Annotated in this window: 25 protein-coding genes and 2 pseudogenes; 16 read left to right on the forward strand and 11 right to left on the reverse strand. The window is 60.9% G+C overall.

Annotated features, from left to right (window positions below):
• Window positions 1–32 precede the first annotated feature (32 nt).
• The 4 genes and pseudogenes from ACOYXG_RS20010 (at window position 33) to ACOYXG_RS20025 (ending at window position 3,280) form a co-directional block, all read left to right on the forward strand.
• A complete protein-coding gene (locus ACOYXG_RS20010) occupies window positions 33–1,082 on the forward strand; it encodes a diguanylate cyclase (protein WP_027612614.1) in 1,050 nt (349 codons plus the stop codon).
• Window positions 1,083–1,371: 289 nt separating this feature from the next.
• A pseudogene (locus ACOYXG_RS20015) lies at window positions 1,372–2,055 on the forward strand (PAS domain-containing protein); the annotation flags it as partial.
• A 108-nt stretch (window positions 2,056–2,163) separates the two neighbouring features.
• Window positions 2,164–2,601, forward strand: a pseudogene (locus ACOYXG_RS20020) (methyl-accepting chemotaxis protein); the annotation flags it as partial.
• Window positions 2,602–2,746: 145 nt separating this feature from the next.
• Window positions 2,747–3,280: a DUF1003 domain-containing protein gene (locus ACOYXG_RS20025; protein WP_095137102.1), complete on the forward strand. Its 534-nt coding sequence runs from the start codon at window positions 2,747–2,749 to the stop codon at window positions 3,278–3,280.
• On the opposite strand, the gene ACOYXG_RS20030 is transcribed toward ACOYXG_RS20025, so the two are convergent.
• Window positions 3,281–4,222 (reverse strand): LysR family transcriptional regulator, encoded by a 942-nt coding sequence (locus ACOYXG_RS20030; protein ID WP_103368969.1) that lies wholly within the window; start codon window positions 4,220–4,222, stop codon window positions 3,281–3,283.
• 51 nt (window positions 4,223–4,273) lie between these two features.
• On the opposite strand from ACOYXG_RS20030, the gene ACOYXG_RS20035 reads away from it, so the two are divergent.
• Together ACOYXG_RS20035 and ACOYXG_RS20040 are read left to right on the forward strand one after the other, a co-directional pair.
• On the forward strand, window positions 4,274–4,975 hold the full coding sequence (locus ACOYXG_RS20035) for a CTP synthase C-terminal region-related (seleno)protein (RefSeq protein WP_460353572.1): 702 nt from the start codon (window positions 4,274–4,276) through the stop codon (window positions 4,973–4,975).
• Window positions 4,972–5,286 (forward strand): antibiotic biosynthesis monooxygenase family protein, encoded by a 315-nt coding sequence (locus ACOYXG_RS20040; RefSeq protein WP_096795038.1) that lies wholly within the window; start codon window positions 4,972–4,974, stop codon window positions 5,284–5,286. The genes ACOYXG_RS20035 and ACOYXG_RS20040 overlap by 4 nt, the downstream gene beginning before the upstream one ends.
• Window positions 5,287–5,481: 195 nt before the next feature.
• Here the strand turns inward: ACOYXG_RS20040 and ACOYXG_RS20045 are convergent, their stop codons facing one another.
• Complete coding sequence (locus ACOYXG_RS20045) at window positions 5,482–5,808, reverse strand: DUF2025 family protein (RefSeq protein WP_097085861.1); 327 nt, start codon at window positions 5,806–5,808, stop codon at window positions 5,482–5,484.
• Between the two features lie 222 nt (window positions 5,809–6,030).
• On the opposite strand from ACOYXG_RS20045, the gene ACOYXG_RS20050 reads away from it, so the two are divergent.
• The 3 genes from ACOYXG_RS20050 (at window position 6,031) to ACOYXG_RS20060 (ending at window position 8,935) form a co-directional block, all read left to right on the forward strand.
• Window positions 6,031–7,155, forward strand: a complete 1,125-nt coding sequence (locus ACOYXG_RS20050) for a glycerophosphodiester phosphodiesterase (protein ID WP_460353577.1) — start codon at window positions 6,031–6,033, stop codon at window positions 7,153–7,155.
• Between the two features lie 138 nt (window positions 7,156–7,293).
• On the forward strand, window positions 7,294–7,599 hold the full coding sequence (locus tag ACOYXG_RS20055; RefSeq protein WP_007917758.1) for a PepSY domain-containing protein: 306 nt from the start codon (window positions 7,294–7,296) through the stop codon (window positions 7,597–7,599).
• Window positions 7,600–7,759: 160 nt separating this feature from the next.
• Window positions 7,760–8,935, forward strand: a complete 1,176-nt coding sequence (locus tag ACOYXG_RS20060) for a GAF domain-containing sensor histidine kinase (RefSeq protein ID WP_460353579.1) — start codon at window positions 7,760–7,762, stop codon at window positions 8,933–8,935.
• Between the two features lie 123 nt (window positions 8,936–9,058).
• Here ACOYXG_RS20060 and ACOYXG_RS20065 read toward each other — a convergent pair whose 3' ends face one another.
• Window positions 9,059–9,505 carry a hypothetical protein gene (locus ACOYXG_RS20065; RefSeq protein WP_460353581.1) on the reverse strand — a complete coding sequence of 149 codons (447 nt, stop codon included), beginning with the start codon at window positions 9,503–9,505 and terminating at the stop codon, window positions 9,059–9,061.
• 509 nt (window positions 9,506–10,014) lie between these two features.
• On the opposite strand from ACOYXG_RS20065, the gene ACOYXG_RS20070 reads away from it, so the two are divergent.
• Together ACOYXG_RS20070 and ACOYXG_RS20075 are read left to right on the forward strand one after the other, a co-directional pair.
• Window positions 10,015–11,037: a transporter gene (locus ACOYXG_RS20070; RefSeq protein ID WP_183784307.1), complete on the forward strand. Its 1,023-nt coding sequence runs from the start codon at window positions 10,015–10,017 to the stop codon at window positions 11,035–11,037.
• Between the two features lie 248 nt (window positions 11,038–11,285).
• Entirely contained in the window at window positions 11,286–12,902 is a 1,617-nt protein-coding gene (locus ACOYXG_RS20075) for an inorganic phosphate transporter (RefSeq protein ID WP_095137093.1), read from the forward strand.
• Between the two features lie 121 nt (window positions 12,903–13,023).
• Here the strand turns inward: ACOYXG_RS20075 and ACOYXG_RS20080 are convergent, their stop codons facing one another.
• Window positions 13,024–13,920, reverse strand: a complete 897-nt coding sequence (locus ACOYXG_RS20080; RefSeq protein ID WP_095137092.1) for a LysR family transcriptional regulator — start codon at window positions 13,918–13,920, stop codon at window positions 13,024–13,026.
• A 120-nt stretch (window positions 13,921–14,040) separates the two neighbouring features.
• Between ACOYXG_RS20080 and ACOYXG_RS20085 the strand changes: the two genes are divergently transcribed.
• On the forward strand, window positions 14,041–14,796 hold the full coding sequence (locus ACOYXG_RS20085; protein ID WP_096795043.1) for an SDR family NAD(P)-dependent oxidoreductase: 756 nt from the start codon (window positions 14,041–14,043) through the stop codon (window positions 14,794–14,796).
• Between the two features lie 170 nt (window positions 14,797–14,966).
• Here the strand turns inward: ACOYXG_RS20085 and ACOYXG_RS20090 are convergent, their stop codons facing one another.
• A complete protein-coding gene (locus ACOYXG_RS20090; protein ID WP_460353585.1) occupies window positions 14,967–15,404 on the reverse strand; it encodes a multidrug/biocide efflux PACE transporter in 438 nt (145 codons plus the stop codon).
• 89 nt (window positions 15,405–15,493) lie between these two features.
• Between ACOYXG_RS20090 and ACOYXG_RS20095 the strand changes: the two genes are divergently transcribed.
• Window positions 15,494–16,348 carry a LysR family transcriptional regulator gene (locus tag ACOYXG_RS20095; protein ID WP_285373566.1) on the forward strand — a complete coding sequence of 285 codons (855 nt, stop codon included), beginning with the start codon at window positions 15,494–15,496 and terminating at the stop codon, window positions 16,346–16,348.
• Window positions 16,349–16,454: 106 nt separating this feature from the next.
• On the opposite strand, the gene ACOYXG_RS20100 is transcribed toward ACOYXG_RS20095, so the two are convergent.
• Genes ACOYXG_RS20100 through ACOYXG_RS20110 form a run of 3 tightly spaced genes read right to left on the reverse strand, consistent with a single transcriptional unit; the run spans window position 16,455 to window position 18,487 of the window.
• Window positions 16,455–17,684: an RNA polymerase sigma factor gene (locus ACOYXG_RS20100; RefSeq protein ID WP_097085875.1), complete on the reverse strand. Its 1,230-nt coding sequence runs from the start codon at window positions 17,682–17,684 to the stop codon at window positions 16,455–16,457.
• The gene (locus ACOYXG_RS20105) at window positions 17,677–18,021 is read right to left on the reverse strand and encodes a YciI family protein (RefSeq protein WP_460353588.1); all 345 of its coding nucleotides are present in this window, start codon (window positions 18,019–18,021) and stop codon (window positions 17,677–17,679) included. The genes ACOYXG_RS20100 and ACOYXG_RS20105 overlap by 8 nt, the downstream gene beginning before the upstream one ends.
• A gap of 40 nt (window positions 18,022–18,061) precedes the next feature.
• Window positions 18,062–18,487: a YybH family protein gene (locus ACOYXG_RS20110; RefSeq protein WP_460353591.1), complete on the reverse strand. Its 426-nt coding sequence runs from the start codon at window positions 18,485–18,487 to the stop codon at window positions 18,062–18,064.
• A gap of 141 nt (window positions 18,488–18,628) precedes the next feature.
• On the opposite strand from ACOYXG_RS20110, the gene ACOYXG_RS20115 reads away from it, so the two are divergent.
• Together ACOYXG_RS20115 and ACOYXG_RS20120 are read left to right on the forward strand one after the other, a co-directional pair.
• The gene (locus ACOYXG_RS20115; RefSeq protein WP_460353593.1) at window positions 18,629–19,114 is read left to right on the forward strand and encodes a GNAT family N-acetyltransferase; all 486 of its coding nucleotides are present in this window, start codon (window positions 18,629–18,631) and stop codon (window positions 19,112–19,114) included.
• Window positions 19,115–19,132: 18 nt separating this feature from the next.
• Window positions 19,133–19,738 (forward strand): pyridoxamine 5'-phosphate oxidase family protein, encoded by a 606-nt coding sequence (locus tag ACOYXG_RS20120; RefSeq protein ID WP_460353595.1) that lies wholly within the window; start codon window positions 19,133–19,135, stop codon window positions 19,736–19,738.
• Between the two features lie 137 nt (window positions 19,739–19,875).
• Here the strand turns inward: ACOYXG_RS20120 and ACOYXG_RS20125 are convergent, their stop codons facing one another.
• The 3 genes from ACOYXG_RS20125 to ACOYXG_RS20135 form a co-directional block, all read right to left on the reverse strand.
• The gene (locus ACOYXG_RS20125; RefSeq protein WP_166219081.1) at window positions 19,876–20,364 is read right to left on the reverse strand and encodes a GNAT family N-acetyltransferase; all 489 of its coding nucleotides are present in this window, start codon (window positions 20,362–20,364) and stop codon (window positions 19,876–19,878) included.
• A gap of 324 nt (window positions 20,365–20,688) precedes the next feature.
• Window positions 20,689–21,183, reverse strand: a complete 495-nt coding sequence (locus ACOYXG_RS20130) for a GyrI-like domain-containing protein (protein WP_095137082.1) — start codon at window positions 21,181–21,183, stop codon at window positions 20,689–20,691.
• Between the two features lie 68 nt (window positions 21,184–21,251).
• Window positions 21,252–21,914 carry a LysE family translocator gene (locus ACOYXG_RS20135; protein WP_007969355.1) on the reverse strand — a complete coding sequence of 221 codons (663 nt, stop codon included), beginning with the start codon at window positions 21,912–21,914 and terminating at the stop codon, window positions 21,252–21,254.
• 137 nt (window positions 21,915–22,051) lie between these two features.
• Here ACOYXG_RS20135 and alaC point away from each other — a divergent pair, with 137 nt between their 5' ends.
• A complete protein-coding gene (gene alaC, locus ACOYXG_RS20140) occupies window positions 22,052–23,269 on the forward strand; it encodes an alanine transaminase (RefSeq protein ID WP_460353599.1) in 1,218 nt (405 codons plus the stop codon).
• Window positions 23,270–23,277 lie beyond the last annotated feature (8 nt).

Here is a 23,277-nt window from a genome sequence, read left to right on the forward strand (position 1 = left end):
AGTATTTCAGGATGAATCTGGCGCAGGACATCATGGAAAATCAACGCGGCAAAGGCTTGTCATTCGCCAGACGCATTTATCTGCCCAGGATCATCGGTCTGGGTGTCGGCTTTTTCAGCGTCGCGGCCGCGCTGTATCCGCTGCACATGCCGAACTGGCTCTGGGCGCTGCTGGTGTTTAACGGTTTTATCTGGCCGCATCTGGCCTACCAGATTTCGACCCGCTCGACCTTCCCCTACCACGCCGAACGCCGCAACCTGTTGTACGACTCGTTGTGCGGGGGCTTCTGGACCGCGTGCTTTCAGTTCAATCCGCTGACCACCGTGACCATCCTGTCGATGATGACCATGAACAATGTCGCCGCTGGTGGACGACGTCTGTTCCTGCTGGGCGCTCTCGCCCAAATCGCCGGCGTGCTGCTGGGCTGTTTACTGTTCGGCTTCAAGTTCAGCCTGACTATGACGCAAATCGAGGTTTGGGCCTGCCTGCCGATGCTGACCTTGTACCCCTTGGCCTTGGGCATGGTCAGTTACCAACTGGCGATCAAACTTGCACAACACAAACGTGCACTCAGAGACCTGAGCCGCACCGACAGCCTCACCGGGCTGCTCAATCACGGCGCCTGGAAGGATCTGCTCCATACGCGTTTCACCCGGTGCCGAGATAACAACACCCAGGACATTCTGGCGCTGATCGACATCGATCATTTCAAGACCATCAACGACAACTATGGGCACATCGTTGGCGACGCCGTGCTGCGCGAGTTGAGCCAGGCACTCAAAGGGCTGCTGGCCGAAGGTGAACGGGCCGGTCGTTATGGCGGCGACGAGTTTTGCCTGATCCTGCCCGACCAGCCACTCAATAAAGCCGAGGCGCAAATGGAACGATTGCGTCAGGCGATGGATCAATATCGGCACCCGGATGTGCCAGAGCTGCGCGTCAGCCTGAGTATCGGTCTGGCCCGGTTTCAGCCGTCGTACAGCGACGCGGTTGCCTGGCTGGATGACGCCGACAAAGCGCTGTACACCGCCAAACACACGGGGCGCAACACCATCAGCGTGGCGCTGAGCAGTCCGGGCTAAGAAGACGCCCGCGCCCTCAGCCTTGAAAAAACTGATTCGCAATTTCTTGTACAACTCAAAGCAGTTTGTATAAGATCGGCTCGTCAGCCTGGATGCTGGCACTTTGCAGTCAATGACAAATGCCGACCCGGCATTTGCTCTGCCAGCGCGGAAACAGGGACACAAACCTCGTCTTTCCCTACTTCCAGGTACTGCCCCTATGTTTTTCAAACGCCACCAGTCCGAACTCAACGACCTTCAACACACCATCACCGAACAGAACGGCCTGCTTGAAGCGATCAATCGCTCCATGGCGGTGATCGAGTTCGACCTTGAAGGCGTGGTGTTAAAGGCCAATGACAACTTCCTCAAAACCATGGGTTACCGCGCCGAACAGGTGATCGGCCAGCCGCATCGCTTGTTCTGCACCGCGGAGTTTGGCCGCAGCGCGCAATACACCGAACTGTGGTCGCGCCTGAAAAACGGCCAGTTCCAGTCCGGCACCTTCGAGCGGATCAACAGCCAAGGCCAGCCGGTCTGGCTGGAAGCCAACTACAACCCGATCAAGGATGCGTCGGGGCGCGTGGTCAAAGTGGTCAAGTTCGCCATGGACGTGACGACCAAGGTCCAGCAGGAAAGCGAGGCCAACGCCAAGCTGCAGGCGATCGACCGGGCAATGGCGGTGATCGAATTCGACCTCAACGGCGGCATTCTCACCGCCAACCAGAATTTTCTGACGCGCATGGGTTACACACTCGCTGAACTCAAGGGTAAACATCACCGCTTGTTCTGCCGCGCGGAGCTGGTCAACAGCAGCGCCTACGAGGATTTCTGGCGGCGGTTGAATCAGGGTGAGCTGTTTCAGGGTCAGTTCGAACGCGTCGACAAGCGCGGCCAGAGTGTGTGGCTGGAGGCCAACTACAACCCGGTGTACGACGCTGCCGGGCGGTTGTGCAAAGTGGTGAAATTCGCCACGGACGTCACCGCCCGCGTCGAGCAGCACGAGCACGATGCGCGCAGCGCCAGCGCTGCTTATCACATCTCGGTGGAAACCCGGAAAGTCGCCGAGCAAGGCACTCAGGTGATCCAGCAGGCGGCCAGTGAGATGCGCGAAATCGCTGACGATATCGCGCAGTCATCAACGCTGATCGCGCAACTTGGCGAACGCTCGGAGCAGATCACGGCGATCGTCAACACCATCCGTGCGATTGCCGACCAGACCAATCTGCTGGCGCTCAACGCAGCGATTGAAGCGGCGCGTGCCGGTGATCAGGGTCGCGGGTTCGCCGTTGTAGCGGACGAAGTGCGGCAACTGGCGGCGCGTACCAGCGGCTCGACGGCGGAGATTTCCAACATGATCGGCCTGATCCAGAGCGAAACCCGTCAGGCGATCAAGAGCATGGAAGGCACTCGCGGGCGGGCGGCGCAAGGCGTTGAACTGGCGGATCAGGCTGGCAGCGTGATTCTGCAGATCCGCGATGGCGCCAGTGAAGCGGTGCAGGCGGTGAGCATGTTTGCCAATGAGCGGGCGCCGGGCTGAGAGACCGCGTCGCGGCCTTCGCGAGCAGGCTCGCTCCCACATTGGAAATGCGTTCCTCTGTAGGAGCGAGCCTGCTCGCGAAAGGGCCATAAGCCTCGATGCAGGACTATAGTGACCTTCAGTCCCAAGTCCTGCCGAGCCCATCATGACCACAGAAAAAACCGACGCCCCCGCGCCCGCCCCCGTCGACCACTTGCGCTTCCACCGCCCCCACGCCCACCTCAACACCACCTTCGGCAACGACGCGTTCGCTCTGCGCGCCGAGGCCTTCGCGCGGTTCTTCGGCACGCCGACCTTTCTTGGCGCACAAACCCTGATCGTGCTGTTGTGGGTGTGCCTCAATGCGACAGGCATCACCACTTTCGACGTGTACCCGTTCATCTTGTTGAACCTCGCGTTCAGCCTGCAATCGGCTTATGCCGCGCCGTTGATCCTGCTGGCACAAACCCGGCAAGCCGCGCGGGACAAGGCGCAATCGGACGCCGACGCGCAACACCGTGAAGCGCTGGCGGTTGCCAACAGCGAGCGCCAGGCGCAGGCCGCGCAGACCACCGCGCAACTGCTCGAACTGCTGGAGCAGAACACCCGCCTCACCGAAATGACCAAGAGCCTGACCGAACGCATCGAAGGCCTGACCCGCGAACTGCATGCGCACATCTGCCAGAACCCGCAACGCTGATCATGGCAACCGCAGTGCCCGCCCCAGTTCATCGAACAGCGTGACCACCGAGCGCAATGCTCGGCAATCCGGGCGGGTCAGCAACCACAGCGCGGTGTCGTAGCCGTGCAACGGTTCGCTGAGAGCCTGTAAACCTCCGGTAATGAGAAAGTCCGGCAACGCCGCCACACCGAGTCCGCCGCGCACCAGTTCCGTCACCGACAGCATGCTGTTGCAGCGATAAGCCGGGGTCACGCCGGGCAACTGCTGACGGCGCCAGGCGACGGTCGGGTGATCCGGCAGAAACTCGTCCGGGGCGATCCAGGTCAGCGCCGCCAGATCCGTCGCATCGACGTTTTGCAGATAACGCGCACTGGCGCAGACCCGGTAGGAAATCTTCGCCAGTTGCCGTCCGACCAGATGCTCTGGCGGCGTACGCGTCAGGCGCAGGGCGATGTCGGCATCGCGGCGGTTGAGGTTGGCGAAATCGTTGGAGGTGCTCAGCTCGAGAGTCAATGCCGGATAGTTCGGCATGAACTGCGCCAGCGCCGGCAACAGCAGGCCTTGCAGCACCGAGTCGGTGCAGGTCAGGCGCACCGTGCCGCTGACCACTTCGCCGCCCTGCTCGACACCGATTCGCGCCGCCTCCAGTGCCTGTTCGGCGCGCTCGGCTTGCTCGGCGAGAGTCTGCGCGAGGGTGGTTGGCAGGTACCCGGCGCGGCTCTTTTCGAACAATTGCTGACCCAGCGCTGACTCCAGACGACGTACGGCGCGAAACACCGTCGACACGTCTACCCTGAGCAGCTGCGACGCCCGGGCCAGAGAGCCGCCGCGCACCAACGCAAGGATCAGCGCCAGATCCGGGTAGTCGAGTCGATAGTGCGTCGCTGCATTGATCACTTGGGGAAACGCCAATATTGAGTGCGTGAACGCCAATCTATAGTGAGCCCCGGTGATCGACAACTGCACACCCTCCCCCAGAGGTTCATCACTCACTCAAATCAAGGAAATCCCATGGACGCCATTTCCATCGCCCTGATCGGCGATCACGATCCGCAAGTCACCGCCCACCAAGCGATCCCCGTTGCCCTCGGCCTGATCGCCGAGCAGTCCGGCCACAATGTGCAATTCGAATGGCTGCCCACCGAGCAGATCCACGCCGACACTGCGCTGGATCACTTTGACGGCTTCTGGTGCGTCCCGGGCAGCCCCTACAAAAGTGAGGCCGGTGCACTCAGGGCCATCCGTTTTGCCCGCGAACAACAGTGCCCTTTCCTCGGCACCTGCGGTGGTTTTCAGCATGCGCTGCTGGAATTTTCCCGCAATGTGCTGGGCTGGGCCGATGCCGAGCATGGCGAAACATCGCCGGATTCACCGCGAGCCGTGCTCACACCGCTGACCTGTTCGTTGGTGGAGGCGGTGGACAGCATTCATCTGGTCGCCGGTTCGTTGATCGCCAAGGCGTACGAAACGTCCGAAATTTTTGAAGGCTATCGCTGCCGATTCGGGGTGAATCCGCAGTTCGAACGAGATTTACTGAGCCATCAGCTACGCGCCGTGGGGCACGATTCGGCGGGCGACTTGCGCGCAATCGAATTGACTGACCATGTGTTTTTTGTCGCCACACTGTTCCAGCCGGAACGTGCGGCGCTCAAGGGCCAGGTTCCGCCATTGGTGCTGGCGTTCGTCGAAGCGTGTGTGGTGCGACGCTCATGAAGCCGAAAGAGCCTTGCTTTGCAGTGATTTTCACCTCGACCCGCACCGAGGGTGACAACGGTTATGCGGCGGCGTCGGAACGGATGATGGAACTGGTCAGCCAGCAACCGGGGTTTCTCGGCATTGATTCGATTCGTGGGGAAGACGGGGTCGGGATCACCATTTCCTACTGGCAGAGCGAGGCGGCGATTCTGGCCTGGCGCGAGCATCCCGAGCACCGGGTGATCCAGGCGCGCGGGCGGGCGCAGTGGTATTCGAAGTTTCAGACGCGGGTGTGTCGGGTGGAGCGCGAGTATCGGTTTGGGCAGTGACTTTGACGGCGCGCTGACTGGCCTCTTCGCGAGCAAGCCCGCTCCCACAGGTATAGCGTTTGGGCTTTGAATTTGATGGTGTTTTCACTGGCCTCATCGCTGGCAAGCCAGCTCCCACAGGAACTTGTGAACGCCACAGATCCAATGTGGGAGCGAGCCTGCTCGCGAAGAGACCGGCACAGCCACTACAAAACTTCAGCCCTGCACCAGACTGCGCACCGCCACAATCTCCGGCACCTCAACCTTGCTCATGTACACCCGCAACGGCTCACTGATGTTGATCCGCTCATCGATGTTCTGATCCAGCAGCAACTGAATCAGCTCGCGCTTCAAGGTCATGGTCGTCTCAGAAGCCGGCGCCCAGACAAACTCGCTGGTGGGAATGATGCCGTCATCGGCCACGTCCATGCCGAACGAATCTTCGCTGAATCGCACGATGTACTGGCCGGTCTTGCGGTTGAGGCCGACGAAACCCTTGAGGTCATCGGCGGCCTGACAGATGAGTTGGGAAGTGATGCGCATGGTAAACCTCACGAAAAATCATCGATGGTTTACACGCAGGGCAACGGAATCGGCGCGCCCTCTACCGGAGCGTCTGCCGAGGGCAAGCGTACTGCAAACCGCGCCACAAAAGTGCAGGAAAAATTGCTTTTAATACGTTTATGTCGGTCTGGCGATAGCACCCAATCGATTCAGTTGTTAAAAGGTACGTCTTTGAAAATGCCCTGCGAAAGGAACTCGAACATGCCCGCCACTTTCACCAAAAGCGCCCTCATGCTGAGCCTGCTGCTTGGTCTCGGCCAGGCCCACGCCGCCCAGACTGACGTCAACGCGCTTGCCGCCGCCCATGGCATCCCGCATCCAGCCGTGATCGCTCACCGTGGCGCGTCCTTTGATGCACCGGAGTCCACCGCCGCCTCCTACAAACTGGCCCGCGACCTCGGCGCCGACTACCTGGAAATGGATTTGCAGCGCAGCAAGGACGGCGTGCTGTTCGCCCTGCACGACAACAACCTGCAACGCACCACAGACGTCGCGACCAAATTCCCGGAGCGTAAAGACAGCCCGGCCACCGCCTTCACCATGGCCGAACTGAAAACCCTCGACGCCGGCAGCTGGTACAACAAGGCTTACCCGGATCGCGCGCGTCCGACCTATGCCGGGCTGAAAATCCTCACCCTCGATGAAATCATCGACATCGCCCAGGCCAACCCGAAACACAAACCGGGCCTGTACATCGAAACCAAAGAGCCGCAACTGTTCCCTGGCATCGAGCATGACCTCAAAGAGAAGCTGCAGGATCGCGGCTGGCTGAGCCCGGCCGGTTCGAAACTGGCGAAAAGCGAACTGGGCGTCGGTCAGGGCAAAGGCAAGGTGATCCTGCAGACCTTCGAGAAGAACAGCCTCGAACTGCTGCAGAAGGAAATGCCGCAAGTGCCGAAAATCCTGCTGCTGTGGGTCGGCGAAGGCAGCATCGAGCCGAAATCGAAGGTGACCTTTGCCGAGTCCGGCGAGAAGGACAAAAACGTGTTCTACGGCAAGCAGGAGCCGAAGTCCGAAGCCGAATTCAAGCAATGGGTTGATTTCGCCAAGGCTCACGGCGCCATCGGCACCGGCCCTTCGGCGAAGCTGACCAAGGGTGGCGACCAGAGCTATTCGGATCTGGTGCAACCGTGGATGAACCAGTACACCCACGATCAGGGCATGCTGGTGCACGTGTACACCGTCGATGAGCCGGTGGACTTCGAGAAAGTCATGGCGGCCGGCGTTGATGGCATCTTCACCAACCGCGCCAGCGAACTGTTGAAGTTCTACAAGCGCCCGGCCAGTGCCAGTGTTGATCAGGTGTTGAAGAACAACGGGTTCTGATCAGCAGACCGGGTTGTCCGCATCGCGAGCAGGCTCACTCCTACAAAAGCCTTGCCCGCGATGTGGGGTTTTAAGGGTGAATTAAGTTGTGGTGGTTAACCTGAGCCCACTTCAACGAACAACCCAAGGAATGACCCGATGAAAACTTTGACTGCCCTGTTTACCGCCGCTGCCCTGACCCTGACTGCTGGCCTCGCCCAGGCCGATGTGCGCGTCGACCAGATCCCTGAGTTGGTCAAATCCGGCAAGATCAAGTCGCTGGAATCGATGAACGCCGAAGCGCTCAAACTGCACCCGGGTGCGACCATCACCGACACCGATCTGGATAACCACTTCAACGGTTACGAGTACGAAGTCGAGCTGAAAACCGCCGATGGCAAAGAGTTCGACGTCGACTTCGACGCCACCACCGGCAAAGTGCTGAGCAACAAGCAAGACACCTGATACACCGCCAAAGCAAAGCCGCACGATCAGCGATCGTGCGGCTTTTTTGCGTCCGTTGCCCGGCGAATCACGCGGATGCAGCCTGAAGGGATGCCAAAACCGCCATCAGACCGCTAGTATGGCGACCATCAGATAACGATTGCAGCCGAGAACGATGGGCATGAGGCAGACAGCGGCAGCAGACATCGCGACAATCGGACGGATCAGCGCGGTTCCGGCGATCCTTCAGGTGATCCGCGAACTGACCGGCCTGCGCTTTGCCGCCGTAGCGCGGGTTACCGAGGATTCGTGGACAGCCTGCGCCGTCCTCGACCAGCTGGATTTCGGCCTGCAGGTTGGTGGCGAGCTGGATGTGGTCACCACGCTGTGCCACGAAATCCGTGCTGCGCACACCTCGGTGGTGATCGACAAGGCCAGTGAAGACCCGCTCTACCGCGATCATCACACCCCGCGCCTGTACAAATTCGAGAGTTATATCTCGGTGCCGGTGTTCCGCACTGACGGACGGTTTTTCGGCACGATCTGCGCGCTCGATCCGAACCCCGCGCAACTCAAGTCCAGCAGCATCCAGAGCACCATGGAGTCGTTCGCGCGGATGCTCGCATTGCAGATCGAAGCCGAGGAAAACGCGCAGCTCACCGAAACCGCGTTGTTGCAGGAACGCGAAACCGCCGAGTTGCGCGAACAGTTCATCGCCGTGCTCGGCCACGACTTGCGCAACCCGTTGTTCGCCATCAGCGCCGGCGCCGAAATGCTTCTGCGCAAGCATCCGGATCCGGCCATCGAAATGCGGGTACGCCATATCCTTGGCAGTGCGCAAAGGGCAACGCGGTTGGTGGATGATGTGCTCGACTTTGCTCGCGGACGTCTGGGCAAGGGTATTCCGGTGGATATCCAGCCCTGCGCGGATTTGACCGAAGCCGTGCAACAAGTGGTGACGGAGATTCGCAACGTGCATCCGCAGCGCACGATTCGTGCGTCCATCGGCGACTTGCAGGGCTTGCCCTGTGACCGCGCGAGAATTGCTCAACTGCTGTCGAACCTGTTGGCCAATGCCGTGGCCCATGGCGACCCGGAGGGCGACATTGAGGTCATCGCGCAGGTCGAGCACGGCGCGTTAATGCTGGCAGTGAAGAATCAGGGGCATATTCCCGAGGCGATCCTGCCGCATCTGTTCCAGCCTTACTCGCGCCCGACCGGCAGCGCTCCCCAGGCCGGCCTCGGTCTGGGGCTGTATATCGCCAGCCAGATCGCCCAGTCCCACGGCGGGCGTTTGCATGTGGCGTCCACCGCACAGAGCGGCACGCTGTTCACCTTCAGCCTGCCAACCCTCTGAAACACACCGCAGTTCTCTGTAGGAGTGAGCCTGCTCGCGATAGCGGTGTGTCAGTCACCATGAATAAGGCAGATATACCGCTATCGCGAGCAGGCTCACTCCTACAGGGGAATCGCGTGATGCTTAAGCCGAAGTGCTGACCAGCGAGCCCGAGCTGCTCGATCCGGAATCCTGCAACGCCTGCAACAACGCCGCCGTGGCCGTCTGCAACGAAGCCGAGGTGCTGGAGATTTGCGACTCGGCAGAGGCCACGTCAGCCGCTTTGGCATCAACGTCTTCCTGCTTGGCCTGAGCCGCTTGCAGCGCCTGCTGCTGTTCCTGCAATTGCTTTTGCAACTCGGCGATCTGCTTGCGCAGTGCTTTCACCGAATCCGATTCACCGCTGCTGTCGGAACTGCTGTCGCCTGCCGGAGCCGCGCCCCCGCCAGCCGCCACTTTGCTGGTATCGGCGCTGACGCCAGTGCTGCTGGTGGCAGGGGTCGAGGTGTCGTCACTCGCGTCGCTGATCCTGGTCTTACTGGTGGCGGTGCTGACGGTCTGATTGATCGAAACGGAGGTGATGCTGACCATGGGAGGGCTCCAATGCCGGTTTTAGATAACCGGCCATCGGCGGTACTCGCACGGATTTGAGATCGACTGTGTACCGACTCGGTAACCGAACCGGTACACGTCGGCGGACGTCAGGCGCTCAGGCGACGGATCACCGTGGCGGCAATGGCAATCTCACCACGCATCTGGGTGATGCTGTGAATGCGCTCTGCATGACTAACGTAACCAGGCGTGATCGGCGTACCAGAGCGCTTCTTGAAGAGAATCCGCCATTGGCAGGTGAATTAGGAGGCTGCGATCGACTCTGGCCCAGGGTGGGAGCGGGCTTGCTCGCGAAAGCGGCGTGTCATCCACATCATCACTCAATGATCATCCGCATTCGGGAGCAAGCCCCCTCCCACAGGGTTACCAGTGGATGAACCGGGTCGCTGTCATTTTGCAGTCACGCCAACGTCATGTGCGGTTGCGATGATGCGGCTCAGTGAACCTGCCATTCCGCGACCGACGCGCCCTCCTCGCAGCGAGCCTCCATGAACCACAGCCTCGACCTCAGTCATCGCGATCCTGATTTGTTCGGTTTGCTTTACGGCTTTCGTTTTCGTCCCGGTGAACGTGGCCGCGAAGTCGATTCGGCGACCGCCCTGCGTTGTCTGCAAGACGACAGCGACAGTGATGAATTCCTCTGGCTGCACCTGAACCTGGCGCACGCCGCGTGCGAGCGCTGGATGAAAAGTCATCTGCAATTGCCCGAAGAATTTTTCGAGGCGCTGCACGAAGGTTCGCGCTCGACGCGCATCGAGCACGTTGACTCGGCCTTGCTGGCGGTGGTCAACGATGTGGTGTTCAACCTCAGCAGCATGGTTTCCTCGGACGTGTCGACGCTGTGGGTCTGTGTGCGCAGCAAACTGATCGTCAGCGCACGCCTGCAACCGCTGCACTCAGTGGACAAATTGCGTTCGTCGGTGAAGGCTGGCGAATGCTTTCGCTCACCGTCGGAACTGCTGGTGCATCTGCTACGTGATCAGGGTGAAGTGCTGACGCAGATCGTGCGCAAGACCAGCATGAGCGTCGACCAGGTCGAGGACGAATTGCTCTCCTCGCGCCTCTCGACCAACCGCGCCGAACTCGGCGCCAACCGCCGGGTGCTGGTGCGCCTGCAACGCCTGTTGGCGCTGGAGCCGGGTTCACTGCTGCGCCTGCTCAATCGTCCGCCGCCGTGGCTGCAGAAGGAGGACGTCAAGGAGCTGCGCAAATCCACCGAGGAGTTCGCGCTGATCATCAACGACCTCACCGCCCTCGGCGAACGGATCAAACTGCTCCAGGAAGAAATCGCCGCCAACCTCAACGAACAGAGCAACCGCACACTGTTCACCTTGACCGTGGTCACGGTGCTGGCGCTGCCGATCAACATCATTGCCGGTTTTTTCGGCATGAACGTGGGGGGAGTGCCGCTGGCGACGGATCCGGAGGGGTTCTGGATTCTGGTGGCGCTGGTCGCGACGTTCACCGTGATTGCCGGGCGCTGGGCGTTTCGTAAACGCGGGGATTACTGACCATCGAACCTGATGTCCAGCACAGATCCCTGTGGGAGCGAGCCTGCTCGCGAAAGCGATCTGTCATTCAACAATGATGGTGACTGACACGCCGTCTTCGCGAGCAGGCTCGCTCCCACAGGGGACCTCATTGAACTTCAGATCGGTGGTCCGGTTATTCAGCCAAACACTGACCTGCCGCAGTCTCTCTGTAATATTTAGCAACGATCATGACCGACACTCCTTTCCTCGCTCAGGATTGTCCGCTCATGGCTACTCCCTCCCTGACCGCCGCCCGCCCCACGTCCGCCCACGGCGGCCGGCCGGCACTTGATAAAAAACCCGGCCCGTTCACTTATGTGGTGTTCTTCGCGGTGCTCGCGATGGGGATGCTGTTCACCGCTTACAGCCTGATGCACGACATGCACGAGCTGGGCACCACCGTCACCACCTGGACCCCGTTCCTGCTGCTCGGCGTAGCGCTGCTGATTGCGCTGGGCTTCGAGTTCGTCAACGGTTTCCACGACACCGCCAACGCGGTCGCGACGGTGATCTATACCCATTCGCTGCCGCCGAATGTGGCGGTGGTCTGGTCGGGGTTCTTCAACTTCCTCGGGGTATTGCTGTCCAGTGGCGCGGTGGCGTTCGGCATCATCGCCCTGCTGCCGGTGGAGCTGATTCTGCAGGTCGGTTCGTCCGCCGGTTTCGCGATGATCTTCGCCCTGTTGATCGCGGCGATCCTGTGGAACCTCGGCACCTGGTGGCTGGGCCTGCCGGCCTCGTCTTCCCACACACTGATCGGCTCGATCATCGGCGTCGGCGTCGCCAATGCCTTGATGCACGGACGCGACGGCACCAGCGGCGTGGACTGGGCGCAGGCGACCAAGATCGGTTACGCCTTGCTGCTGTCGCCACTGGTGGGCTTCGGCTGCGCGGCGCTGTTGCTGCTGGCCATGCGCGCCTTCATCAAGAATCGCGCGCTGTACAAGGCACCGGAAGGCAACAACCCGCCACCGTGGTGGATTCGCGGTTTGCTGATCGCTACTTGCACCGGTGTGTCTTTCGCCCACGGCTCCAACGACGGGCAGAAAGGCATGGGCCTGATCATGCTGATTCTGGTTGGCACCCTGCCGATGGCTTACGCGTTGAACCGCACCATGCCCGCCGATCAGGCGTTGCAGTTCGCCGCTGTCGCCGAGGTTACCCAGCAAGCGCTGGTGAAAAACACCCCGCTGCCGGCCCCGGCCGATCCGCGTCCGGTGCTGTCGGATTACGTGCGCAGCAAGCAAGCCACGCCGCAACTGATCCCCGCCCTCGCTGCCCTCACCGGGCACATTGGCGCGGAGGTGAAAGGCTATGGTTCGCTGTCGAAAGTCCCGGCCGAAGCCATGGGCAACGTGCGTAACGACATGTACCTGGCCAGCGAAAGCATTCGCCTGATGGACAAGAACAAGGTCGGCAATTTCGACGCTGACACCACTGACAAACTGCAACTGTTCAAGCAGCAGATCGACAACGCCACGCGCTTCATTCCGCTGTGGGTGAAGATCGCCGTGGCCATCGCCCTGGGCCTCGGCACCATGGTTGGCTGGAAACGGATTGTGGTGACGGTCGGCGAAAAGATCGGCAAGACCCACCTGACCTACGCCCAGGGCGCCTCGGCGGAAACCGTGGCGATGCTGACCATCGGCGCGGCGGACATGTTCGGTTTGCCGGTATCGACCACTCACGTGCTGTCATCAGGTGTGGCCGGGACCATGGTTGCCAATGGCGGCGGGCTGCAGATGAAGACCATCCGCAACCTGCTGATGGCGTGGGTGCTGACCTTGCCGGCGGCGATTCTGCTGTCGGGCAGCCTCTATTGGCTGTTCACCCAGATCTTCTGAACAACCCGGCCCCCCCTGTAGGAGTGAGCCTGCTCGCGATAGCGGCGCTTCAGTCACATCTGCATCGACTGACAGCACGCCATCGCGAGCAGGCTCACTCCTACAGTTGATCTGCGGCGAGTTACAACGTCGAACGGATGACATCGCCCAACCACTCCATGAACACCCGCACCCGCAGCGGCAAATGCCGTTGCCGCGCATACAGGATTGAAATGCCCATCGCCGGCGCCGTGAACTGCGGCAGCACGGTCACCAACTCGCCAGTTTCGAGGTGCGGTTGCATGCCGGTGCGCGGCACCTGGATCAGGCCGAAGCCGCCCAGACAGGCCGACTCGTAAGCATCGGTGCTGTTGACCGTGACGCTGCCAGCCATCGGCAGGCGTCGCACCTGTCCGTCCTGTTCATACACAAACCCTTCCGAACGCGAACCGAGCACACCGACATAATGCACCAGTCGATGCTGCGCCAGATCTTCCAGGGTCTGCGGCACACCATAGCGTTCGAGGTACGCGGGGCTGGCGCAGTTGATCATCGGGAAGTCGCCCAAGTGCCGCGCCACCACCGACTGATCCGGCTGCGCGCCGATGCGTACCACGCAATCGAAACCTTCGCTGAGCAGATCGACACGGCGGTCGGTGCTGCTGATTTCAAGCTGCAGATTCGGATGGCGCGCCATGAACTCCGGCAGCAGCGGCATGATCAGGCGCCGCGCGAGGATGTTCGGCATGTCGACACGAATCCGCCCGCTCAGCGACGCCGGATCCTGCCGAAACAGACCCTCGATCTCGTCCATGTGCGACAGCAGATCCTTGCTGCGTTCGTACAGCACCAGGCCGTCCTGCGTCGCCTGCACCTTACGTGTGGTGCGTTGCAGCAGACGCGTGCCGAGCAGGGTTTCCAGCGCCTGTACGTGTTCGGAAACCGTCGAGCGCGGCAACCCGAGACTCTCGCCGGCCAAGGTGAAACTCGACAATTCGCTGACCCGGACGAAGGTGCGCAGCAGTTCCAGTTTGTTCATGAGGACACCCGTTTATTGTTCGGCTGAGTCGATCAGTGATTCCGCTTTCAGTCTGTTTATCACCCCATGGCGGATAAATAAACTTTGCTCATCACCACTCACCGCAATCGAGGATTTCACATGAGCCGCAAAATCGCATTGATCACCGGCGCCAGCCGTGGCCTGGGCAAAAATGCCGCCCTGCACCTCGCCGCCGAAGGCGTGGACATCATCGGCACCTACAACAGCCGCGCCGATGAAGCCCAGGCGCTGGTCGCTGAACTGGAACAACGCGGCGCCAAAGCCGTGATGCTGCAACTGGACGTCGGTCGCAGCGAAACCTTTGCCGATTTCGCTTCGCGGGTTGAGCAGGCGTTGCAGCACTTTGATCGTCCGCGCTTCGACTTCCTGATCAACAACGCCGGGATCGGTGTGCACGCGGCGTTCGCCGAGACCACCCCGGAACAGTTCGACCTGCTGATGAATATCCAGCTCAAAGGGCCGTTCTTCCTGACTCAGCAACTGCTGTCGCTGATCAATGACGGCGGCCGGATCATCAACATCTCCAGCGGCCTGACCCGCTTCAGCCTGCCGGGTTATGCCGCCTACGCCGCGATGAAAGGCGCGATGGAAGTGCTGACCCGCTATCAGGCCAAGGAGCTGGGCGCGCGGCAGATCGGCGTGAACATACTGGCGCCGGGCGCCATCGAGACCGACTTTGGCGGCGGTGCGGTGCGCGACAACGCCGCGTTGAACGCGATGGTTGCGAGCAACACCGCACTGGGGCGCGCCGGGCAACCGGATGATATTGGGGGTGCGCTGTCGATGCTGCTGGCGCCGGGTGCGCAGTGGATCAACGGGCAGAGGGTCGAGGCGTCGGGCGGGATGTTCCTTTAAATCCCCCATTCACTAAAAACTTTCTTGGTGAGAGCCTCTGTGGCGAGGGGATTTATCCCCGATGGACTGCGCAGCAGGCCCTTCTTTTCTGGATAAAAAGAAGGGCCGCTACGCGCCCCATCGGGGATAAATCCCCTCGCCACAGGTTTTGCATTAGCCACAGGTTGTGCTTATCCCGCGCATACCCGGCGGGTCACGAGGCGCTCGCGCACCACGTCATAGCCCCAGTGATACACATAGGTGTACGGCAGGAAAAACAGCAGAACGCCGATGTCGAGCAAGAACGCCTGCCACAGGCTGACCGACAACCACCAGGCAATCAGCGGCACGCCCATCACGATCAATCCGCCCTCAAACAGCAGCGCATGGACCACCCGCGTCCAGGCGTTGTGCGCGATGTTCAGGCGCTTGAGCATGCGGTCGAAAAAGCCGTTGAACAGCACGTTCCACGCCAGCGCCAACATCGCGATCAGCACGGTCACCGCGCCCATGTCCAGCAGCGGTTTGTCCATGATCCACGCCAGCAACGGCGTACAGATCAGGATCGCCAGACACTCGAAACCGATGGCCTGGAAGATACGTTCAGTGATGGATTTGTTGGCAGTCATGGCCTGACTCCTTGAGTGAAGAGGGTTGCCATGATCGGCCACCATACCGATACTTCATAACCAATAACCATCGATCAAGGCGATAGTTCATGGCTTCGCAAGAAGTGCTGTTGGCGTTCGTGCAAGCGGCCACTCAGGGTTCGTTTTCGGCAGCGGCGCGCAAGCTGGGGCGCAGTCAGTCGACCATCAGTGCCGCAGTGGCCAGCCTGGAGATCGATCTGGATCTGATTCTGTTCGACCGCAGCAGCCGCAAACCGACCCTGACTCCGGCCGGCCATGTGATGCTGCAACGGGCCGAGGCGATTCTGGCGGCCACCAGTCGTATGGAAATGAGCGCCCGGCAACTGGCACAAGGCGTCGAGCCGAAGCTGACCGTGGCGATTTCCGACACCTACCAGTCAGCGCGATTTGAAGCGGCACTGGTCGGCTTCGAGCAGCGTTATCCGGACCTGGAACTGGAATGCTTGATCGCCGAGTGTGACGACCTGATCGAGTTGGTCCAGCGTGGCCGCGCACACTTGGCGTTTGCCGAAATGCAGGACACCTATCCACCGGATCTGGTGACCTCGACCGTCGCCGAGCGCACTGACCTGGCGCTGTTCGTCAAAGATGATCATGTGCTGACCCGTGTCGAACGGGTCGACCAGCAGGTGCTGGAGCAGCATCGCGAGTTGCGCCTGGCGACCATCGTCAATCCCTACGACAGCCGGGCAAAGGGCCGGGTGTGGTCGGCGCCGAGTTACCTGATGCTGATGGAAATGGCGGAGATGGGCTTTGGCTGGGCGGCGCTGCCGCGCTGGCTGGTGGCGCGTTTCGGTAATGGCTCGCTGGTGGAACTGACGGTGCGCGGCTGGCCGCGGCCGGTGTATGTCGATGCGTTGTGGTCGCGGATTTATCCACCGGGGCCGGCGGGGAGCTGGTTACTGAGCAAGATGCTGGAATAGCGGCGCGCCCATTCGCGAGCAGGCTCGCTCCCACAGTTGGAATGCGATCGCCTGTGGGAGCGGGCTTGCTCGCGAAGGGGCCGGCACTGCCAATGAATATCTCGGATCAATCCAGTTCGCTCAGCCGCCCCTCGATAAACCGCCGCTCCGGCTCTTGCCGGGTCAGTTCCAGTGCTCGCCGGTACGCCGCCCGCGCCTGCTCCACCCGACCCAACTGCCGACAAAACTCCGCCCGCGCCGAATGCGCCAGGTGGTAATCCTGCAACTCACCGCGATCCAGGATCCCCTCGATCAGCGTCAGCCCGGCCAACGCGCCATCGCGCTTGGCCACTGCCACCGCGCGGTTCAACTCGATCACCGGCGACGGCACCGCCCGCAACAGCACGTCATACAGCCCGACGATCTGCTGCCAATCGGTTTCTGCCGCTGACGGCGCTTCGGCATGCACCGCGGCAATCGCCGCTTGCAGGCAATACGGCCCAAATCGCCGCGTGGTCAGCGCCCGCTCCACCAGCGCACAACCTTCGGCGATCAACCCGGCATCCCAACGCGAGCGATCCTGATCATCCAGCAGGATCAACTCTCCGCTGGGCGAAGTCCGCGCCGGCCGCCGCGACTCGTGCAACAGCATCAACGCCAGCAGGCCCATGACCTCCGGCTCCGGCAGCAATTCCATCAGCAACCGCCCGAGCCGAATCGCCTCGCGGGTCAGATCCTCACGGGTCAACTCTGCGCCCATCGACGCCGAATAGCCTTCGTTGAACACCAGATAAATCACCCGCAACACGCTGTCGAGGCGCTCGGGCAGTTCGCTCAGGCTCGGTACTTGATAAGGGATTTTTGCATCGCGAATCTTCGCCTTGGCGCGCACGATGCGCTGGGCAATCGCCGCCGGCGCCGAGAGAAACGCGCGGGCGATTTCCTCGGTGGTCAGGTCGCAGACCTCACGCAGGGTCAGCGGCACTTGCGCATCCGCCGCCAGCGCCGGGTGACAACAAGTGAAGATCAGCCGCAGGCGGTCGTCTTCCACGTCTTCGCCACTCCAGTCAGCCTGTTCCAGCTCTTCGAGCTGCGCCAGCAACAGCGGCTGCGAGGCCTTGAAGCGGGCGCGGCGGCGCAACACATCGATGGCCTTGAAACGCCCGGTAGACACCAGCCAGGTGCGCGGATTGTCCGGCACGCCATCGCGCTGCCAGCGCTCGACCGCGACGAAGAACGCCTCGTGCAAGGCTTCTTCGGCGAGGTCGAAATCCCCGAGCAGGCGAATCAGCGTGGCCAGAATCCGCCGCGAGTCTTCGCGATAGACCTGCTCGACCCGCGCCCGGACTTCAGACATTCAACTGTCGCACCGGACGCACTTCAACGCTGCCGACCCGGGCCGCCGGAATGTGGCCGGCGACCTGAATCGCTTCGTTGAGATCCTTGGCATCGATCAGGTAAAACCCGGCCAGTTGCTCCTTGGTTTCAGCAAACGGGCCATCGGTGATCGACAGCTTGCCGTTGCGCATACGCACGGTGGTCGCGGTCTGCACCGACTCCAGCGCTTCGGCCGCGACCATCCGCCCGCTGCCCTGAATCGACTCGGCGTAGGCCCAGCACTCGGCGTCTTCCGGGCTGTCGGGCAGCGAATGCAGCAGCTGTTCATCGCTGTAGACCAGGCATAGATACTTCATGGCGTTCTCCTGAATCGAACGGATCAACTATGGCTGAAGATCAGGGTTGCACATCGAACAGCGTGCTGCCGCTCATCGGATCGAACGGCGCCGACCAGTGCTCGTGGACAATCTTCCACGTCCCGCCCACCTGGCGATAGCACGCAGTAGCGCGCATCCAGCAGCTCTGGGTTTCGCCCTTGTCGTTGGTGCCGCCGCAGTTGGCGACCCAGTGCGCGAAAGCGAGGTTGTCGGCGGTTTCGATGGCGATCTCGTGGAACTCGAAAACGTGCGGGCCGGGGCACATCTCCATGCAGGCTTCCCAGTGCGCGCGGTAAGCGGGTTTGCCCTTGAATTGCAGGGCCTTGATCGCGTCGAAGGAAAGAATGTCATCGGCATACAACGCCATGACTTTGTCGACGTCCTTGGTCATCACCGCTTCGCGGTAAGTGTTGATCAGGGCCTGGATTTCAGTCTGTGCGCTCATGGTGTTCTCCGTGGTTTTTGTGGTGAAGACACCCTTAGTCGTTCGGCCATCGGGCAGATCGACAGCCGAAACAAAAAATTTCCGCCGAACACAAAATCGCTAGAATCCGAGGCTCATCTTTGTAGGAAAAAGGAAATTCCCGTGTCAGCCCAACTCGTGCCGTACGACAGCCTGAACGCCTTGCAGCGTCAGCAGGTCGAGGCGATTGAAATCCATCCAGAGCAGATCAAGTTCTCCGGCGACATCCATGGCGCGCTGCATACGCTGCTGTCCAAACCCGGTCCCGGCGTCAAAGGTTTCGCGCTGCTGGCCGATCAGGTGCCGGTGGCTTTTCTGCTGCTCAAGCGCCCACCGGTGTTGCCGGACTGGGCCGATGAACACAGCGCCACCCTGCACGCCTTGCAGGTCGATCACCGCGCCCAGGGCAAGGGTTACGGCAAGGCCTGCCTGCAAGCGTTGCCCGAGGTGGCGCGTGAAGCATGGCCGGAGATCAAGGGGCTGGAACTGTCGGTGGATGCCGATAACGACGCTGCGATCGCGCTGTACGCCAAACACGGTTTCGTCGACAGCGGCGAGGCGTACAAGGGCCGGATCGGTTACGAGCGGCGTATGGGACTGTTTTTCTAAATCATCGAGGGATGCACGATGATCGATTCGATCGAAGCACTGGAAGCTATTTACGGCCTGCCCCACGACCGCGCGGTGCGCAAGCAGATCGGTTTTCTCAACGAGGATTATCAGGCGATGGTGCGCCTGTCGCCGCTGGTGATCGTCAGCTCGGTGGGCGCCGACGGTCTCGACAATTCGCCGCGCGGTGACAAAGCCGGGTTCGTGCGGATCATTGACCAAAACACCCTGGCCCTGCCGGACCGCCCGGGCAACAACCGCATCGATACCCTGCGCAATGTGCTGCACGATCCACGGGTGTCGCTGCTGTTCATCATTCCGGGGATTGGCGAGACGTTGCGGGTCAATGGCACCGCGCAGATCAGCGCTGAACCGGAACTGCTTGAAAGCTTTGCGGTGAACGGCAAACCGGCGAAAACCGTGTTGCTGGTGACGGTGGAAGCGGCGTTTTTCCACTGTTCGAAAGCCTTTGTGCGCTCTGACGCCTGGAACCCGGAAACCCACCTGCCGCGCTCGGCCCTGCCTTCTGCTGGCGCCTTCCACAAGCGCCTGAATGACGGGCAGTTTGATGCCGAGACCTACGACCGCGAAGCACCGAAAAGAGTAAGCGACACTCTCTACTGACACCTATCAGCGAGTCACCACTGTTCCCCTGTGGGAGCGGGCTTGCTCGCGAAGGCGTCGTTTCAGATAGATCATTGGTAACTGACACACCGCCTTCGCGAGCAAGCCCGCTCCCACATTTGGGCTTGCAGCGATTTTCAGAGGGTCAGAATCATCTCGTGCCACGCCATCCCGCCGTGATCCGACTCCGACGGTTTGATGTAGGCAAAGCCGAACCCGGCGTACAGCGGAATATGCTTTTCCTTGCACATCAGATGAATCGTCGCTTTATCCATCCCGCGCATGCGCTCGATGAACTCGGCCATCAAGCGCTTGGCCAGACCCTGCCCCTGATAGTCCGGGTGCACCACCACCGACATGATCACCACGTTCGGCCCCGCTGGATCGTGACCGATCAGCTCCTTGAACGCCTCGTCGGACATCTGCACGTCAAATGCCGCACCGGAGTTCACGAAACCAGCGACCACGCCGTCCACCTCGGCGACGATAAAGCCCTCCGGCCAAGTAGCGATGCGCGTGGCGATCTTCTCGCGAGTGGCAGCTTCATCGCCTTCGTAGGCAACGGTTTCGATCGCGTAGCAGCGGTCCAGGTCGGCGGCGGTGACGTTGCGGATGACGGTGTTCATGGCAGCTCGAAAATCAGCGGAGAAAGGTGCGCAAAGCATAAAGGAATAAGGTGTTCATATCGATCCGCGCGGGGGGCGTAAAGCCTGCGTATAAGCGCTTTTCTTCGTGCCGGCGACGGGCTATTTCTGCGGTGTGTCTCTGATCACCCTTGGGGGTAACCGCTTATGAGCAGCGTTGAAATCGGCCTGTTGATGGTGTTGGGCATCAGTACGTTCGGCTTTATCACCCTGGGCATCGACCTGTTGCGGGCGCGACGGCTGGGCAAGGGCAAACGCGGTTGAACAAGATGAGGCGGATCAGCGATCCGCCTCATCATTATGGGCTCAGGCCTTGGTATCGACCGGCACGCAGATTTCCAGTTTGCCGGTGTGCAGTCGCGGATTGAAATCGGCGCTGTAGCGCTCCAGCTCCGGGGCATTCAGTTCCACGTAGTGAGAGGTCGGCAGCCAGGTCTTGTAGATGTATTGCAGGGTTTGCGGCAACTGGTCGAGCGGGCCCTTGTGCTCGAACACCGCGTACTGCCGGGGCAGCACTTCGACCCACTGGTAGACCTTCTGGTCGAGGTCATCGAGCTTGCTGATTTCTACTCCGGCGATGTAATCGAAGCCACCCTTGCCGTCGAAGTTGCTGCAGACGCCGTAGGTCACTTCGTTTTTTTGTCCCTGTATCTTTCCCAGGTGCGGCAAGAACTTTTCCCACAGCGCGGGAATGTCCTTGGCAGTGTCCTGAGTGAATCGACCACGAAATCCCGCGATCAGCAGGAAGTGTCCATGTTCGAAGCGAGGTTCCGCCACTTCGACGCGTTTTTGCTCATCCATGACTCGACTCCTGGAACAAAATTAGGGGTTCGGCTGCTGAGTATAGAAGCCAAACCCAATTCGCAATGTCACAAGGCGTGCAACTGGTCGGCAGCGCCGGAGCCAACGAACTCGTTATAACCGGATACGATCACGTAAACCGCGAAATAGCAGAAGATCGCCGCCGATGCCATGTAGGAGTAGCGCAACAGCTTGTCGCCGAGCAACTTGCCGCCGTGGCTCGCGGCAAAGCACAGACCGGCCGACCACAGCAGGCCGGCGCAGAGAAAACCGCCGAGAAACAGCGCCGAGCTGAGCGGACCGCCGCCACCGGAACGGGCGATCAGGGTGCCGCCAACCGCGGCGAACCAGAGGATCGCGCTCGGCGAAGACATGGCGAGGAAAATCCCGCGGAAGAATTCCTTGCGATGGGAGTTCTGCCCCACCTCCGCCGTCGCCGCCAACTGCGCTTCGTGGTGAATCGCCGAATAGATCATCTTCGCCGCAAAGTAGATCAGCAGCGCCGACCCGCCGATCCACAGCACCCAGCGCACGCTTTCGTACTGCAGCAGCACGGTCATCCCGGCCAGCGCCAGCACTGCGTAGATCAGGTCGCCGACGCAGGTGCCGAGGCCCAGCGCGAAGCCCTGAAAGTAACCGCGCTGCATCGCCAGGGTGATCATTGCGATGTTGGCTACGCCGATGTCCAGGCACAGCGAAAGGCTCAGCAAGAAGCCGCTGGTGAATTCCATTAAGCATTTCCTTGGAAAAAATTATTGTCGTGCACGCTGGACAGTCCGCCATCGCTGCCCTTATCTTCCGCCACAGGTCACCGCAGTGACCAGCGTCGCTCGGACGGTTCCGGGCGCTTACGTTATCCGAGGCAACAATGGCTGAACAAGGTTCGCCGCGCCGCTTTGCGCGCATTGATCGACTCCCCCCTTACGTTTTCAACATCACCGCCGAGCTGAAGATGGCCGCGCGGCGTCGTGGTGAAGACATCATCGACTTGAGCATGGGCAATCCCGACGGGGCCACACCGCCGCACATCGTCGAAAAACTCGTACAAGTTGCCCAACGTGAAGACACCCACGGTTACTCCACGTCCAAGGGCATTCCGCGCCTGCGCCGGGCGATTTCCAACTGGTACAAGGAACGCTACGCGGTCGATATCGACCCGGAAAGCGAAGCCATTGTCACCATCGGTTCCAAGGAAGGCCTGGCGCACTTGATGCTGGCGACCCTGGATCAGGGCGACACGGTGCTGGTGCCGAACCCGAGTTACCCGATTCACATCTACGGCGCGGTGATTGCCGGCGCCCAGGTGCGTTCGGTGCCGCTGGTGCCGGGCGTGGACTTCTTCGATGAACTGGAGCGGGCGATTCGCGGTTCGATCCCCAAGCCGAAAATGATGATCCTCGGTTTCCCGTCCAACCCTACCGCACAATGCGTGGAGCTGGATTTCTTCGAACGGGTGATCGCCCTCGCCAAGCAGTACGACGTGCTGGTGATTCACGACCTGGCCTACGCCGATATCGTCTACGACGGCTGGAAAGCCCCGTCGATCATGCAGGTGCCCGGCGCCAAGGACATCGCGGTGGAGTTTTTCACCCTGTCCAAGAGCTACAACATGGCTGGCTGGCGCATCGGTTTCATGGTCGGCAACCCGGAGCTGGTCAACGCCCTGGCGCGGATCAAGAGCTACCACGACTACGGCACCTTCACTCCGCTGCAAGTGGCGGCGATTGCCGCGCTGGAAGGCGATCAGCAATGCGTGCGCGACATCGCCGAGCAGTATCGCCAGCGCCGCAACGTGCTGGTCAAAGGCCTGCATGAGCTGGGCTGGATGGTCGAGAATCCGAAAGCGTCGATGTACGTCTGGGCGAAGATTCCCGAGGCGTACGCGCATCTGGGTTCGCTGGAATTCGCCAAGAAGCTGCTGGCCGAGGCCAAGGTCTGCGTCTCGCCGGGGGTGGGTTTTGGTGAGTATGGCGATGATCACGTGCGCTTTGCGCTGATCGAGAACCAGGACCGGATTCGTCAGGCGGTGCGCGGGATTCGCGGGATGTTCCGGGCGGATGGCTTAGTCGCCAAAACTGGCGCCTGAAACCTGCC

The organism is Pseudomonas sp. G3-39 (genome assembly GCF_054790485.1).

Bases quoted from the DNA above. Each gene is read 5' to 3' on its own strand.
- ACOYXG_RS20010 (WP_027612614.1), top strand. From the start codon at position 33: ATGGAAAATCAACGCGGCAAAGGCTTGTCATTCGCCAGACGCATTTAT.
- ACOYXG_RS20025 (WP_095137102.1), top strand. From the start codon at position 2,747: ATGACCACAGAAAAAACCGACGCCCCCGCGCCCGCCCCCGTCGACCAC.
- ACOYXG_RS20035 (WP_460353572.1), top strand. From the start codon at position 4,274: ATGGACGCCATTTCCATCGCCCTGATCGGCGATCACGATCCGCAAGTC.
- ACOYXG_RS20040 (WP_096795038.1), top strand. From the start codon at position 4,972: ATGAAGCCGAAAGAGCCTTGCTTTGCAGTGATTTTCACCTCGACCCGC.
- ACOYXG_RS20045 (WP_097085861.1), bottom strand. From the start codon at position 5,808: ATGCGCATCACTTCCCAACTCATCTGTCAGGCCGCCGATGACCTCAAG.
- ACOYXG_RS20050 (WP_460353577.1), top strand. From the start codon at position 6,031: ATGCCCGCCACTTTCACCAAAAGCGCCCTCATGCTGAGCCTGCTGCTT.
- ACOYXG_RS20055 (WP_007917758.1), top strand. From the start codon at position 7,294: ATGAAAACTTTGACTGCCCTGTTTACCGCCGCTGCCCTGACCCTGACT.
- ACOYXG_RS20060 (WP_460353579.1), top strand. From the start codon at position 7,760: ATGAGGCAGACAGCGGCAGCAGACATCGCGACAATCGGACGGATCAGC.
- ACOYXG_RS20065 (WP_460353581.1), bottom strand. From the start codon at position 9,505: ATGGTCAGCATCACCTCCGTTTCGATCAATCAGACCGTCAGCACCGCC.
- ACOYXG_RS20070 (WP_183784307.1), top strand. From the start codon at position 10,015: ATGAACCACAGCCTCGACCTCAGTCATCGCGATCCTGATTTGTTCGGT.
- ACOYXG_RS20075 (WP_095137093.1), top strand. From the start codon at position 11,286: ATGGCTACTCCCTCCCTGACCGCCGCCCGCCCCACGTCCGCCCACGGC.
- ACOYXG_RS20080 (WP_095137092.1), bottom strand. From the start codon at position 13,920: ATGAACAAACTGGAACTGCTGCGCACCTTCGTCCGGGTCAGCGAATTG.
- ACOYXG_RS20085 (WP_096795043.1), top strand. From the start codon at position 14,041: ATGAGCCGCAAAATCGCATTGATCACCGGCGCCAGCCGTGGCCTGGGC.
- ACOYXG_RS20090 (WP_460353585.1), bottom strand. From the start codon at position 15,404: ATGACTGCCAACAAATCCATCACTGAACGTATCTTCCAGGCCATCGGT.
- ACOYXG_RS20095 (WP_285373566.1), top strand. From the start codon at position 15,494: ATGGCTTCGCAAGAAGTGCTGTTGGCGTTCGTGCAAGCGGCCACTCAG.
- ACOYXG_RS20100 (WP_097085875.1), bottom strand. From the start codon at position 17,684: ATGTCTGAAGTCCGGGCGCGGGTCGAGCAGGTCTATCGCGAAGACTCG.
- ACOYXG_RS20105 (WP_460353588.1), bottom strand. From the start codon at position 18,021: ATGAAGTATCTATGCCTGGTCTACAGCGATGAACAGCTGCTGCATTCG.
- ACOYXG_RS20110 (WP_460353591.1), bottom strand. From the start codon at position 18,487: ATGAGCGCACAGACTGAAATCCAGGCCCTGATCAACACTTACCGCGAA.
- ACOYXG_RS20120 (WP_460353595.1), top strand. From the start codon at position 19,133: ATGATCGATTCGATCGAAGCACTGGAAGCTATTTACGGCCTGCCCCAC.
- ACOYXG_RS20125 (WP_166219081.1), bottom strand. From the start codon at position 20,364: ATGAACACCGTCATCCGCAACGTCACCGCCGCCGACCTGGACCGCTGC.
- ACOYXG_RS20130 (WP_095137082.1), bottom strand. From the start codon at position 21,183: ATGGATGAGCAAAAACGCGTCGAAGTGGCGGAACCTCGCTTCGAACAT.
- ACOYXG_RS20135 (WP_007969355.1), bottom strand. From the start codon at position 21,914: ATGGAATTCACCAGCGGCTTCTTGCTGAGCCTTTCGCTGTGCCTGGAC.
- alaC (WP_460353599.1), top strand. From the start codon at position 22,052: ATGGCTGAACAAGGTTCGCCGCGCCGCTTTGCGCGCATTGATCGACTC.